This is a genomic window from Paraburkholderia acidicola (assembly GCF_002362315.1).
Classification (GTDB): domain Bacteria; phylum Pseudomonadota; class Gammaproteobacteria; order Burkholderiales; family Burkholderiaceae; genus Paraburkholderia; species Paraburkholderia acidicola.
On sequence record NZ_MTZV01000001.1, the window covers coordinates 366,242 to 379,865 of the forward strand.

Genomic DNA, 13,624 nt, shown 5'->3' on the forward strand with positions numbered 1-13,624 from the left:
ACGCACGCGACACATCTGCACCGGCAAAGTGCCGGCAGATTCCCTACAATGAAACGATCCCCCCGCCGCCGCGCATCCGAGTCGCGATGCGTGGCGGTGAGCGCGCGTTGCCTGTGTGTTGCGTGCGTGTCGTGTGCGTGTTGCATCTGTGTTGCCGACCGGAGCGAAGATGAGCGAACCCTCAATCGATGCCGCCCGCCGCGATCATGCCGGCTGGATTTTCGTCCACCTCGAAGGCGAGCCGTATGACCGCGGCGAACAGCACGGCCAGTTGCTCGCCACTGAAATCCGCAATGCCGTGCATACCGCGCGCTACCTCGCGAAATGGGACACCGGCGAAGACTTCGATACGTTCGTCGAGGCAGCCGTCGCGCAGTTCGCACCGAAGCTCGACCGCGAATTCACCGACGAAATCCAGGGCATCGCCGATGGCGCGAAGCTGCCGTTCGCGGAAGTGCTCGCGTGGAATGGCTATATGGATTTGCTGCAGAGCTGGTGGCCCACTCATGCGACAACGGCGCAACCGCAGCTCGGCGTGAAACCGTGGCGCGGCCGGCGCGGTCACCATTGCAGCGCGTTCATTGCGACCGGCAGCGCGACGCGTGACGGCCGCATCGTGATGGCGCATAACTCGTGGGATCGCTATGCCGCCGGCGATGCCTTCAACGTCGTGTTCGACATCGTGCCCGAGTCGGGCCACCGCATCCTGATGCAGGGGTTGCCTGGTTGCATCTCGAGCCTGACGGACTTCTGGGTCACCGCAGCCGGACTGATGGTGACTGAAACCACGATCTCGAACTTCGTCGGCTACAACCCGGCGGGCGCCCCCGAGTTCTACCGCTCGCGGCGCGCGAGCCAGTACGCGAACAGCATCGGCGAATGGTGCGAGATGTTCGCGCTCGCCAACAACGGTGGCTACGCAAACAGCTGGCTGCTCGGCGATGCGAAAACCGGCGAGATCGCCCGCTATGAACTTGGCCTGCATTACTCGGGTTTCGAAAGCACGAAGGACGGCTTCTATAGCGGCTACAACACCGCCACCGACCTCAAGATCCGCAACCAGGAGTGCATCGGCGAAGGCGACGACTACACGGACGTCCGCAAAAACGGCGCGCGGCGCCTCCGCTTCATGCAGCTCGAAGAACAGCATCACGGCAAGATCGATACCGAACTTGCGAAGCAGATGATTGCCGATCATCACGACGTCTATCTCGATCGCGCCGACAACCCGTGCTCGCGAACCGTGTGCGGGCATCTTGAGCTGGACGACGCGCGCTTTGGTGGCTCGGACCACGGGCCGTTCAATCCGTGGGGGGCCAACGACGGTAAGGTGGTCGACAGCGAGATGGCGCGCGACATGGCGTTCTACGCGCGCTGGGGCCATCCGTGCGGACGGCCGTTCGATGCGCAGGCGTTCATGAAACGCCATCCGCAGTGGAACTGGCTCAACGGCTATATGCGCGACCGGCCGTCGTGGCCGTGGACCCGCTTCGACGTGCTGCGCTGAAAGATCATTGCGTCTGACCGAACGATCGTTCGATGCTGGGTGACTGTGTCAGCGCACCGCCCTGTCAACGCTGCGGCCGCTGCCGACGCTGCCGACACTTGCAAGAATTGCCGTATAAGATGGTAGAAAGCGCGTCTCGCTGTGCAGCGACTTCGCGCCGGGCGTATGTGCCAGTGCGATTCGCGCAATGGCACGGCGCTTGCTGCAGTCAATGTGCTGCATGAGGAAAGGAGGTCGCGCGATGAAAACCTCGACGCTGATGACCATGGCCCTGCTGTCCGCTTCGTGTTTTGCTGCGCCGACGCATACCGCACGCGACAGCACCGGGGCGGCGATTGCTGACCGGGCGGGCAGTCTATCTGCCGGGCCTGCTTCCGCCGCTGGCCCGGCGGTGGATGCCACCGCACCGCAGCAATGGGAAACCATTGCATTGCCGAAATCCCGCCATCTGAGCCACGCCTTCGACGCCCCCGACGAGCATCTGCAAACCTGAACCAGCGGTTCGCCACCTCACGCTTCAATGGCCGGCACCGGCAGATCAGCGAGCGCCACGCCCGAACACGACTCTGCTAAAAAACTCGCCGAGCACCGACTGGATCAGATCATCTGAGACATTCTTCGGATCGGTCGTAATCATCGATTGCACACCATCGCACAACGCCACCAGTCCTAGCGCCAGTTGCTCCTCGGGCAACGGCAGCGGGATGCCCGTCTGCACCGAGAACTCGCGGATATAGGCCGCGAGCTGTTCGCGTTTCTCATACATGAAAGCGTTGAAGCGCACGCGAAAGCGCGCGTCGCGTGCGGCGAGCAGCTTGGCTTCGGCCCATAGCAGGAAACATTTCTGATCGAAAGGCAGGCGGCTGTAGTACTGCAGCACACGGGCCTCCATCTGCTCGCGTGTGTTCTCGCCCGCGAAGATATCCTCCAGCTCCGACTGCATCAGATCATGGTCGCGCCGCAGCAGTTCGAGAAACAGCTCCGGCTTGCTGCGGAAGTTCGAATAGAACGCACCGCGCGTATAACCCGCCGCGGCCGTAATGTCCTCGACGCTGGCTGCGGTGAATCCCTTCTTCATAAAAATGGCTTGCGCAGCATCGAGCAGGCGCAGCCGCGTCTGGTCCTTGCTCTGCTCACGTGTAAGGCGGGTTCGTTTCATGGGGCGGAGTCTAGCATCGAATGGATTTCGATTCACTTTCACACTCAGATACAGGTATGTATTAGAATGCACATCAGCATTTTATACAAGGGCTTCTGTCCCTCGTCTTAAAACATGCCCTTGCGGCGATTCACCATGGATCGCCGGCTTATTTTTCTGCAGATCGGAGTCATTGTGAATCGTCCCGGTTCTCGCGCAGCACAGGCGCTGCGCCACTCGTCCCGACAGCCTGTCCCGCAAGCCGCGCTGTTGCGCCGCGCCGCATGTGTGCTCGCCCTGTCCAGCGTCGTCCTGCTTGCCGCGTGCCAGAAGAAGGAAGCCACCGCGCCGGCGCTGCGGCCGGTCGTCGCCACCGCCGTGCAGGCGGACGGACGACCCAGCACCATGACGCTGCCGGCCGAAGTCCAGGCCCGCTATTCGACGCCGCTGTCGTTCAGGATCGCGGGCAAGATCGTCGAGCGCCGGGTGCGGCTCGGCGATACGGTGAAGAGCGGCGAGATCGTCGCCCGCCTCGACCCCGCCGATGCACAGAAAAACGCCGCCAGCGCGCAAGCCCAGCTCGACGCCGCGCAACATCGTCTGGTCTACGCGAAACAACAGCTCGATCGCGACCGCGCGCAGGCGCGCGACAACCTGATCGCTCAGGCCCAGCTCGAACAGACTGAAGATTCGTACGCGTCGGCGAGCGCCCAGCGCGACCAGGCCGCGCAGCAAGCCGCGCTGTCGAAAGACCAGCTGCAATACGCGACGCTCGCCGCCGACCACGCCGGCGTGATCACCGCCGAGCAGGCCGACACCGGGCAAAACGTATCGGCGGGACAGGCTGTCTATAACCTCGCGTGGAGCGGCGACATCGACATCGTCGTCGATGCGCCGGAAAACGCGCTCGCCGCGCTGGCCGTTGGCCAGACCGCGAAGGTCACGCTCGCCGCGCTGCCGGGCCGCAGCTTTGTCGCGCGCGTGCGCGAACTGTCGCCGGCCGCCGATCCGCAAAGCCGTACGTGGCGCGCGCGGCTGACGCTCGAGAACCCCGGCAGCGACGTGCGCCTCGGCATGACCGCCGATGTCGCACTCAGCGGTAGCGCGACGCAGCCTGCTGTCGCATCGTTCACAGTGCCCGCCACCGCCCTCTTCCACGACGGCAACACACCGGCCGTGTGGGTCGTGCGCAGCGACGACGTCCTCGAACTGCGCCGCGTGCAGGTCGCACGCTACCAGGAACGCACGGTCGCCATCTCCGATGGGTTGAAAAACGGCGAACGCGTCGTGCTGCAAGGTGTGCATACGGTCACCGCAGGCGAAAAGGTCCGCGTGATGGCGCCGCTGCATCCCGAGGACTTCGCGTCATGAGCGCAGCACACGAAGAGGGACGCTTCAATCTGTCCGCGTGGGCGCTGCGACATCAGGCGCTGGTCGTCTTCCTGATCTCACTCGCCACGCTGTTCGGCATCATGGCGTACACGCGGCTTGCGCAATCGGAAGATCCGCCGTTCACGTTCCGCGTGATGGTGATCCAGACCTTCTGGCCCGGCGCCACCGCGCGCCAGGTGCAGGAACAGGTCACCGACCGGATCGGCCGCAAGCTGCAGGAAACACCGTCAATCGATTTTCTGCGCAGCTACTCGCGACCCGGCGAATCGATGATCTTCTTCACGATGAAGGACTCCGCGCCGGTCGCCGATGTGCCGCAAACCTGGTACCAGGTGCGCAAGAAAGTAGGCGACATTGCGACGTCACTGCCACCCGGCGTGCAGGGCCCGTTCTTCAATGACGAGTTCGGCGACGTCTACACCAATATCTACACGCTGCAGGGCGACGGTTTCTCCGCGGCGCAACTGCACGATTACGCGGACCAGTTGCGCACCGTCCTGCTGCGCGTGCCGGGTGTCGGCAAGGTCGATTATTTCGGCGATCCGAACCAGCACGTCTACATCGAGATCGCCAACACGCAGCTCACGCGTCTCGGCATTTCGCCGCAGCAGCTCGCCCAGGCGATCAACGCGCAGAACAGCGTGTCGCCCGCGGGCACGCTGACCACCGCCGACGACCGCGTCTTCGTACGCCCGACCGGCCAGTACGGCGACGTGAAAGCGCTCGCCGATACGTTGATCCGCATCAACAACCGCTCGTTCCGCCTCGGCGACATCGCGACAATCAAGCGCGGTTACGACGATCCACCGTCGACGCAGATGCGCGCTAACGGCCACGATGTGCTCGGCATCGGCGTAACGATGCAGCCTGGCGGCGACGTCATCCGCCTCGGCAAGGCGCTCGACACGAGCATGGCGCAGCTACGCGCATCGCTGCCAGCGGGGCTGAAACTCGTCGAAGTGTCGAGCATGCCGCACGCCGTGTCGCATTCAGTCGACGACTTCCTCGAAGCGGTCGCCGAAGCCATCGCGATCGTACTCGTGGTGAGCCTGGTGTCGCTCGGTGTGCGCACCGGCATGGTCGTCGTGATCTCGATTCCAATCGTGCTCGCCGTGACCGCGCTGTGCATGTACCTGTTCAATATCGGGCTGCACAAGGTCTCGCTCGGTACGCTCGTGCTGGCACTCGGGCTGCTTGTCGACGATGCGATCATCGCAGTCGAAATGATGGCCGTGAAACTCGAACAGGGCTGGACCCGTACCCGCGCGGCCGCGTTCGCCTATACGAGCACCGCGTTTCCGATGTTGACCGGCACGCTCGTCACGGTAGCCGGCTTTCTGCCGATCGCCCTCGCCAAATCGAGTACCGGCGAATACACGCGCTCGATCTTCGAAGTCTCCGCCATCGCGTTGATCGCGTCGTGGCTTGCCGCGGTCGTGCTGATTCCGTTGCTCGGGTATCACCTGTTGCCCGAGCGCAAGCGCGCAACGCCTGAGCCCGCCCACGTTGAAGGCGTGACCGAAGAGCATGAACACGAGCACGACATCTACGACACGCGTTTCTACGGCCGCCTGCGCGGCTGGATCAGCTGGTGTATCGAGCGGCGCTTCGTCGTGCTCGGTATCACCGTCGCGCTGTTCGTCGTGGCGCTCGCGGGCTTCACGCTCGTGCCGCAGCAGTTCTTCCCGAGTTCGGATCGTCCCGAGTTGCTGATCGACGTGCGCTTGCCCGAAGGCGCATCGTTCGAGGCGACGTTGCGGCAGGCGCAACGGCTCGAGAAAACGCTCGATGGCCGGCCGGAAATCGATCATATGGTCGACTTCGTCGGCACCGGTGCGCCGCGTTTCTATCTGCCGCTCGACCAGCAATTGCCGCAAGCGAATTTCGCGCAGTTCGTCGTTACGGCGAAGAGCGTCGAAGATCGCGAGAAACTCGCGCAGTGGCTCGAACCGATCTTGCGCAACCAGTATCCCGCGGTCCGCACGCGGCTCTCCCGGCTCGAGAACGGCCCGCCGGTCGGTTACCCGGTGCAGTTCCGCGTAAGCGGCGATGACATCGCGACCGTGCGCGCAATCGCCGAACGCGTCGCTGCAACGATGCGTGCCGACGCGCACACAACCAACGTGCAGTTCGACTGGGATGAGCCCGCCGAGCGTTCGGTACGCTTCGAGATCGATCAGAAGAAGGCCCGCGACCTGGGTGTCACCTCCGACGACGTCTCGAGTTTCCTCGCGATGACGCTGTCCGGTTACACCGTCACGCAGTACCGCGAACGCGACAAGCTGATCAGCGTCGATCTGCGCGCACCGAAGAGCGAACGCGTCGACCCGTCGCAGTTGCTGACGCTGGCGATGCCGACGCCCAATGGCCCGGTGCCGCTCGGCACACTTGGCGCGCTGCGCAACGACCTCGAATACGGCGTGGTGTGGGAACGCGATCGCCAGCCGACCATCACCGTGCAATCGGATGTCATCGCGAATGCACAGGGCATTGACGTGACGCATGCGGTCGACGGCGCGCTCGCTTCGATTCGCAGCACGCTGCCGGTCGGCTACCGCATCGAGATCGGCGGCGCAGTCGAGGAAAGTGTGAAGGGACAAACGTCGATCAACGCGCAGATGCCGATCATGGTGATCGCCGTGCTGGTGCTGCTGATGATCCAGCTGCAAAGCTTCTCACGCGTGCTGATGGTCGTGCTGACAGCGCCGCTCGGGCTGATCGGTGTCGTCGCAACGCTGCTGATGTTCGGCCAGCCATTCGGCTTCGTCGCGATGCTCGGCGTGATTGCGATGTTCGGCATCATCATGCGCAACTCGGTGATTCTCGTCGACCAGATCGAGCAGGACATCGCAGCCGGCCATCAACGGTTCGATGCGATTGTCGGCGCCACCGTGCGCCGCTTCCGGCCGATCACGCTGACTGCGGCCGCCGCGGTGCTCGCGCTGATTCCGCTGTTGCGTTCGAACTTCTTCGGACCGATGGCGACCGCGCTGATGGGCGGGATTACGAGCGCCACCGTGCTGACGCTGTTCTATCTGCCTGCGCTCTATGCAACGTGGTTCCGCGTACGCGGCAACGAGCGCGATCCGCACGCCGACGCGTCTGCGCATTCGGGAAACTGATCATGAAGACCTCTTCCTCGCGCCGCACTGTCACCGCACTGTCCTGCGGCGCCGCCCTCGCCTTCACGCTTGCTGCGTGTTCGTTCGGTCCAAACGGCGCGCCGCCTGCGATGCCGCAACCGGCCCATTACGGCGCCGAACCTCAGCCCACTCAAACGGTACAGGCCAACGGCGTCACGCAACGGTTCGTCGCCGGCGCACAAGCGGTGCCCGAATGGTGGAAGCTCTATCGCTCGGACGACCTGAACGCACTGGTCGACGAAGGGTTGCGTAACAGCCCGACGCTCGCCGCCGCCGACAAGAACCTCGCGGCCGCGCACGAACAGTTGCGTGCGCAGATCGGCAGCTCGCTGCTACCGACAATCGACGCCAACGGCCAGGCGACGCGCGAGCGGGCACTCGGCTTCCCGGCCTTCGGCCCGAACACCGCGCTCTACAACGTGTTCGTCGGCGAGATCCAGGCGAACTACACGCTCGACCTGTTCGGCGCGGCACGCCTCGCGGACAAGGCACTGGCCGCACGCGTCGACACCCAGGCGTACCAGTTCGATGCAGCACGCCGGTCGCTCGCGGCGAACATCGTGTCGGCAGCGATCAACGCGGCAGCGCTGCACGAGCAGGTGGACACGACTGAGCGTCTCGTCGCGCTCGCTAACCAGCAGGCTGACGACACGAAGCGGCGCTACGAACTCGGCGCGGCCTCGCACAGCGATCTGCTAGGCGCGCAGCAAAACGCCGCAACGCTGTCGGCGAGCCTGCCCGGCCTGCGTCAGCAGTGGCTGACGACGCGCCACGCGCTCGCCGTGCTGCTAGGCCGCACGCCCGATGCCGCACCGGCCGATCTCGATCTCGCGAGCCTGCACGTGCCGGAAGACGTGCCAGTCTCGGTGCCGTCCGATCTGTTGCGTGCACGGCCCGACATCCGCGCCGCCGATGCGACGTTGAAAGCCGCCGCCGCCGAAGTCGGCGTCGCGACCGCACAGATGTTTCCGAGCCTGTCGTTGACGGCGTCGATGGGCAGAGGCGGTTTTAGCTGGCCGCTCGCGACATCGGGCGCAGGCGCGCTCTGGAGTATCGGTGCGTCGCTCACGCAACCGATCTTCCACGGTGGCGCGCTGTTCGCACAACGCCGCGCAGCCGTCGATACCTACGAAGCCGCGGTCGCGCAATATCGTCAGACCGTGCTGGCTGCGTTCCAGAACGTCGCCGATACGCTTGCATCGCTCGAACACGACGCGCAGGCGCTCGATGCCGCGAGTACGGCGGCCCGCTCCGCGCAGCAGATCTTCACCGAAACGTCGGCACGTTATCGCCTCGGCGCGGTGGCGGTGACGAACACGCGTTCGAGCGAACAGCAATATCGCAACGCACGGCTCGATGAGATTCGCTACACGGGCGCGCGGCTCACCGATACGGCGACGCTGTTCCAGGCAATGGGCAATCCGTTGCCTTCAACGGCCACTGCATCTGCAGCAACGGCGACAGCGACAGCGACAACTACGGCTTCGCCCGCATCGGCCAGCGCCGCACACGACTGAAGGAGCGCAGCAGTTATCCCCAGTTCATGTTGAACAGGCTGTTGAAAACATCAGGACAAGCGCGCTAACGCGTTGAGCGCGCAGTGCTTTTGTAGCGTGGTGCGAAAAGTGTCGCGTCGTCACGCGATCGATGCAAAACATGATCGCGTGACGACGGAGTTATCCCCAGTTTCTGTTGACAGAGCTGTTGATAAGTATCGCGCAGCAGCCTTAAGTATCTGATGCGAATGGTATTGCCGCAGCGGGTGCACGGTCGTGCAGGTCCGTACTGAATCAAGCGAGGAGGCGGCGACGCGTTCGCGCCTTTTGCTCAATTTTCCGCGTCACAAGCCATCGCGTAACCTACTATGGGAGAGCAATGAGGCGTTGAACCGTCCGTGGCCAACGGGTCGATCCAGCCGACCCGTTGTGCATTCGGCCCTCCCGGCTGGCGGCTACCCATCAACCATGGAGCACCCAGATGAGCACCTGCAACGAACCCCATCACGCTCACCACGACCACGAGCATGGCCCCGGCTGTGGGCATACTGCGATCAGGCACAACGATCACACCGATTATCTCCATGACGGGCATCTGCATCACCCGCACGGCAATCATGTAGACGAGCACCGGCTCGAAGTGAGCGCGAGGAATCCGGATCAATGCACACCTGGCCGCGGTGGCCACGACCCGAAACACATTCACGGACCCGGGTGCGGTCACGAAGCGGTGCCGCATGGGGATCACGTCGACTATCTCGTCGATGGCCACCTGCACCACCCGCACGGCAATCACTGCGACGACCACGGCCCAGTCGACCCCGCGTGAGCGGTTGATTGACGACATCGAACCGAGCAACGCAACCCGGCACGGATCGCAACGTTGTCCACAGATTGTGTTGAAAGACCTGTTGATAACACCCGGACAACCACGCCAGGTGCTTGAATGAAGGCAGCTTTCCGCTGCTGCTGGCCGATACGCCGCGCGCGTCACACACGCCGCGCGTGAACGCACACTGCATTCACGCGCGGCCGGATCAAGACACGATCAAGGCTTGTTCGATTCGAATAGATCGAGAATCTGCTGCTTCTCACCCGACGACACGGTCGGCACCGGCGGCGGCGTCAGCCCACCCGGATTGCCCACGGCGTCCGTTCCCCCTCCGAGCGGATTCGCTGCGTCCATTCCGATGCTCGCGACAAACCCGTTGCCCGGCGTGACGCCTGCAAAGTACAGCTCGCCGTCGACCGTGGTGACGCTATCCGGCATCGCAGGTTCGGCCTGCGGGATGCCACGCAAGGCGCGTTGCATGTACTCGACCCAGATTGGCAGCGCGAGCTGTGCGCCGAATTCGCGGCTACCGAGCGATTTCGGCTGGTCGTAGCCCATCCACGCAACAGCCACAAGCGACTGCTGATAGCCGGCGAACCAGCCGTCCTTCGCATCGTTCGTCGTCCCGGTCTTGCCCTGCAGGTCCGAGCGATGCAGCACGTTCGTCCCCGCGCCGGTACCCACCGTCGCCACCGAGTGCATCAGGCTGTTCATGATGTAGGCGTTGCGCGGTGTCAGGGTTTGCGGCGCATCGTGACCGGCCACGAGCGGCTGCGCTTTCGACAGCGGCTCGCCGCGCGCATCGTCCACTTCCGCGATCAGATACGGATTGATGCGATAACCGCCGTTCGCAAACACCGAGTACCCACCCGCTGCCTGCAGTGGTGTGACGAGACCGGCGCCGAGCGCCATCGGCAAATACGGCGGGGTCTTGTCGACATCGAAACCGAAACGCTGCGTGACGTAGTCCTGCGCGTACTTCGTGCCGATGAACGACAGAATGCGGATCGACACGAGGTTCTTCGACTTCTCCAATGCAACGCGCATCGGCATCGGACCATCGGGCTGATCGTCGTCCTTCGGTTCCCAGGCGTCGCCGCCGGGTGTCGTCGGCGGGAAATAGAGCGGCGCATCGTTGATGATCGTGGCCGGTCCCAGACCCTTTTCGAGCGCCGCCGAATAGATGAACGGCTTGAAGCTCGAACCCGGCTGACGCCAGGCCTGCGTTACGTGGTTGAACTTGTTCTTGTTGAAGTCGAAGCCACCGATCAGCGCGCGAATCGCGCCGTCCTGCGGCGTCAGCGACACGAGCGCGCCTTCCACCTGCGGCAACTGCGTGACCTGCCAGTTGCCCTTCGCGTCGGCAATCAAACGCACGATCGAACCCGGTTTGATGCGCAACGTCTGCGACGCGCGCGGCGACAGCGCTGCCGCCACGAAACGCAACCCGTCGCCGCTGATCGTCGCAACCGTGCCGTCGAGTACCTGTGCCGTCACCTGCTTCGGCGCCGCGGCCGTCACGACCGCGGCGATGATCTCGCCGTTGTCGGGGTGATCGGTGAGCGTGTCCTCGATGGCCTGATCGCGGTCGTCGCCGGGCGGCGGCAGTTCGACGTACCCTTCGGGTCCGCGATAGCCGTGGCGGCGTTCGTAATCCATCACCCCCTTGCGCACCGCATCGTAGGCTGCGGTCTGATCGGCGGAATCGATCGTCGTCGTCACGTTCAGGCCGCGCGTGTAGGTTTCGTCGCGGTATTGCGCATACATCATCTGACGCACCATTTCGGCGACGTACTCCGCATGCACGCTGTATTCGTTGCCGGCCGTCTTCGTATGAATGTCTTCCTTCACGGCCTGATCGTACTGATCCTGCGTGATGTACTTCAGATCGAGCATCCGCTTCAGGATGTATTCCTGGCGAATCTTCGCGCGCTTCGGGTTGACCACCGGGTTATACGCGGACGGCGCCTTCGGCAGCCCCGCGAGCATCGCGGCCTGGGCCAGCGTGACGTCCTTCAGGTCCTCGCCGAAATACACGCGCGCGGCCGCGGCAAAGCCGTAAGCACGCTCGCCCAGATAGATCTGGTTCATGTACAGCTCGAGAATCTGGTCCTTCGTCAGCGCGCGTTCGATCTTGTACGCAAGCATCATTTCGTAGATCTTGCGCGTATAGGTCTTTTCGCTCGACAGGAAGAAGTTGCGCGCCACCTGCATCGTGATCGTGCTCGCGCCCTGCGATGCGCCGCCGTGCATCAGGTCGGCAATCCCCGCCCGCAGAATACCGAGGAAGTCGACGCCGCCGTGTTCGTAGAAGCGGTAATCCTCGATGGCGAGGACCGCTTTCTTCTGGATATCGGGGATGTCCTGGAAGCGCACGAGGCTGCGACGCTCTTCGCCGAATTCGCCGATCAGCACGTGGTCCGCTGTGTAGACGCGCAGCGGTACCTTCGGACGATAGTCGGTCAGCGAATCGAGCGACGGTAGTTGCGGCCCCATCACGACGAGCGCATAGCCGATGATCAGCGAGCCGATCACGGCAAGCGTCGCAAAGAATCCGGCAAACCACAGCGTGAGCGTCACGCCGAACGAACGTCGGCGCGGCGTGTGGTTTTCGCGCGGTCGTCCCGTGGGAGTACCGGCATTGAAGCGGGGTTCGCGATCTCCGGACTGGCCGGGCGACTGGGAAGAATGCGGTCGTTTAATGATAGGCATGACTGGAATGGTTGGCGCGTCGAGGCGCACCTTCTGCGCCCGGACGGACGGCGCTGTGCGAGGCAGACACCGCCATGCGGCATCGAGCCCCGGGGGCCGCATGGTGCGCCGGGGAAAGATTCCGGCGCAACGTAACAGCGCATTCTAAAGAAATCAAGCGGCCTGTTTGCCAGTTTTTTTGTAAGAATTCCCTCACTCCATGCCCCACGAATGCTCGCGTAACCCCGTTTGTACCGCGCGGGCACGCCGTCCGGGCGGTCTGTGCGATGCCCGACGGTTATCAACAGAAAATGTTGAACACCCTGTGGACAAACCTGCCGAAAAGCGTACAACTTGTTGAAGTCACGGCATTTTCATGCACCGCCCGGTTTCGCATCCGGACAACTCGACTTATGATGAAGTCATCAGGCGGCGGCGCGCATGACATGGCGTGGCGCCCCGCGCCCGCACGCAACGAAATCAACAAGGCACGTGAGCCGATCATGAGCAAGCCTACCGAACGCATCGTCGTATTCGTCACGGCCGCGCAGAAACGCGCGATCGCCGCGAGCGCAGAAGGCCTCGGGATCAGCGTCAGCGAACTGATGCGCCGGGCCGTACTCAGCTTCGGCGCGACCAGCGAACAGGTGAAGGCGGCCAGCATCGTCGACCGGCTCAATGCACCGCGCGAACCGGATGCACTGAACGAAGCATTGCAACGGGTCGCGCGCACCGCGACGAAACCGCGTACTGCCCCGCGTGCCGCTGCAAAAACCACCACGACAGTCGATCCACGCGACACGCCCAATCCAGCGGACGTCGCACCGCCTGGCGAACAACCCAGTGCCCCGCTGTCGGTGCCCGACGCACTGCGAGCGCATCATGACGCGCTTGCCGCAACCGCAGCGGCTGTCGCGGCGGCGGCCGGTGCGCTCGATGCACCGCTGACCGACACCAGCGCCGAAGACCAGCAGGCGGCGGCAGAAGCCGCTGCGCGCGTGACCGCGGCAAAAGCTGCGTCGCTCGCTGCGAACGCCGCGAAAGCACCCCGCACGCGCCGCGCAACTCATTCAGAAGAAGACGACTCACACCCTGATCCAGCAACCCCCGACGGACATTTCGCCTGACCCGCGAACGTTGCAACGTGCATCGTCGACGACCTGCGAATAGTGACAAAAGCGACCATAAAAACGGCTGCCAATAGACGTTCACGATACCGTTTTGAAACACATGTAAAACGGTTTTCGAAACCGGCCTTTTAAGACCGTTTTAAGGGAGGCCGTGGTGTAATATCCGCGGGCAGTCTGGCCCTTTAGGATCTTTTACGACGTATAGCGTTGTTACCTGCTTATTCGTGGCCAGACTATTGCAATTCGCGCGAGCGCCCCGATGTCCGGGTCGGCGCCACTGCGCACAACCTGTGCA

Annotated in this window: 9 protein-coding genes; 6 read left to right on the forward strand and 3 right to left on the reverse strand. The window is 63.5% G+C overall.

What is annotated here, in order from left to right:
* The first annotated feature begins 169 nt into the window (after positions 1-169).
* Positions 170-1,507: a C45 family autoproteolytic acyltransferase/hydolase gene (locus tag BWP39_RS01280; protein WP_096716567.1), complete on the forward strand. Its 1,338-nt coding sequence runs from the start codon at positions 170-172 to the stop codon at positions 1,505-1,507.
* A 241-nt stretch (positions 1,508-1,748) separates the two neighbouring features.
* A complete protein-coding gene (locus BWP39_RS01285) occupies positions 1,749-2,000 on the forward strand; it encodes a hypothetical protein (RefSeq protein WP_096716568.1) in 252 nt (83 codons plus the stop codon).
* A 45-nt stretch (positions 2,001-2,045) separates the two neighbouring features.
* On the opposite strand, the gene BWP39_RS01290 is transcribed toward BWP39_RS01285, so the two are convergent.
* Positions 2,046-2,666 (reverse strand): TetR/AcrR family transcriptional regulator, encoded by a 621-nt coding sequence (locus BWP39_RS01290; protein ID WP_096716569.1) that lies wholly within the window; start codon positions 2,664-2,666, stop codon positions 2,046-2,048.
* 135 nt (positions 2,667-2,801) lie between these two features.
* Here BWP39_RS01290 and BWP39_RS01295 point away from each other — a divergent pair, with 135 nt between their 5' ends.
* The 3 genes from BWP39_RS01295 to BWP39_RS01305 are packed head-to-tail and all read left to right on the forward strand — an operon-like array spanning position 2,802 to position 8,697.
* Complete coding sequence (locus tag BWP39_RS01295; protein WP_096716570.1) at positions 2,802-4,016, forward strand: efflux RND transporter periplasmic adaptor subunit; 1,215 nt, start codon at positions 2,802-2,804, stop codon at positions 4,014-4,016.
* Positions 4,013-7,159, forward strand: a complete 3,147-nt coding sequence (locus BWP39_RS01300; RefSeq protein ID WP_096716571.1) for an efflux RND transporter permease subunit — start codon at positions 4,013-4,015, stop codon at positions 7,157-7,159. Before BWP39_RS01295 ends, BWP39_RS01300 begins: the two co-directional genes overlap by 4 nt.
* Before the next feature lie 2 nt (positions 7,160-7,161).
* A complete protein-coding gene (locus BWP39_RS01305; RefSeq protein ID WP_096716572.1) occupies positions 7,162-8,697 on the forward strand; it encodes an efflux transporter outer membrane subunit in 1,536 nt (511 codons plus the stop codon).
* Between the two features lie 310 nt (positions 8,698-9,007).
* Here the strand turns inward: BWP39_RS01305 and BWP39_RS31690 are convergent, their stop codons facing one another.
* Together BWP39_RS31690 and BWP39_RS01315 are read right to left on the reverse strand one after the other, a co-directional pair.
* Entirely contained in the window at positions 9,008-9,523 is a 516-nt protein-coding gene (locus BWP39_RS31690; protein WP_157915114.1) for a hypothetical protein, read from the reverse strand.
* Between the two features lie 201 nt (positions 9,524-9,724).
* Positions 9,725-12,220 carry a penicillin-binding protein 1A gene (locus BWP39_RS01315; RefSeq protein ID WP_096716574.1) on the reverse strand — a complete coding sequence of 832 codons (2,496 nt, stop codon included), beginning with the start codon at positions 12,218-12,220 and terminating at the stop codon, positions 9,725-9,727.
* A gap of 392 nt (positions 12,221-12,612) precedes the next feature.
* Between BWP39_RS01315 and BWP39_RS01320 the strand changes: the two genes are divergently transcribed.
* Positions 12,613-13,326: a hypothetical protein gene (locus tag BWP39_RS01320; protein WP_207556523.1), complete on the forward strand. Its 714-nt coding sequence runs from the start codon at positions 12,613-12,615 to the stop codon at positions 13,324-13,326.
* Positions 13,327-13,624: the final 298 nt, after the last annotated feature.

Bases quoted from the DNA above. Each gene is read 5' to 3' on its own strand.
- BWP39_RS01320 (WP_207556523.1), top strand. From the start codon at position 12,613: ATGATGAAGTCATCAGGCGGCGGCGCGCATGACATGGCGTGGCGCCCC.
- BWP39_RS01295 (WP_096716570.1), top strand. From the start codon at position 2,802: ATGGATCGCCGGCTTATTTTTCTGCAGATCGGAGTCATTGTGAATCGT.
- BWP39_RS01280 (WP_096716567.1), top strand. From the start codon at position 170: ATGAGCGAACCCTCAATCGATGCCGCCCGCCGCGATCATGCCGGCTGG.
- BWP39_RS01290 (WP_096716569.1), bottom strand. From the start codon at position 2,666: ATGAAACGAACCCGCCTTACACGTGAGCAGAGCAAGGACCAGACGCGG.
- BWP39_RS01285 (WP_096716568.1), top strand. From the start codon at position 1,749: ATGAAAACCTCGACGCTGATGACCATGGCCCTGCTGTCCGCTTCGTGT.
- BWP39_RS01315 (WP_096716574.1), bottom strand. From the start codon at position 12,220: ATGCCTATCATTAAACGACCGCATTCTTCCCAGTCGCCCGGCCAGTCC.
- BWP39_RS01305 (WP_096716572.1), top strand. From the start codon at position 7,162: ATGAAGACCTCTTCCTCGCGCCGCACTGTCACCGCACTGTCCTGCGGC.
- BWP39_RS01300 (WP_096716571.1), top strand. From the start codon at position 4,013: ATGAGCGCAGCACACGAAGAGGGACGCTTCAATCTGTCCGCGTGGGCG.
- BWP39_RS31690 (WP_157915114.1), bottom strand. From the start codon at position 9,523: ATGTCGTCAATCAACCGCTCACGCGGGGTCGACTGGGCCGTGGTCGTC.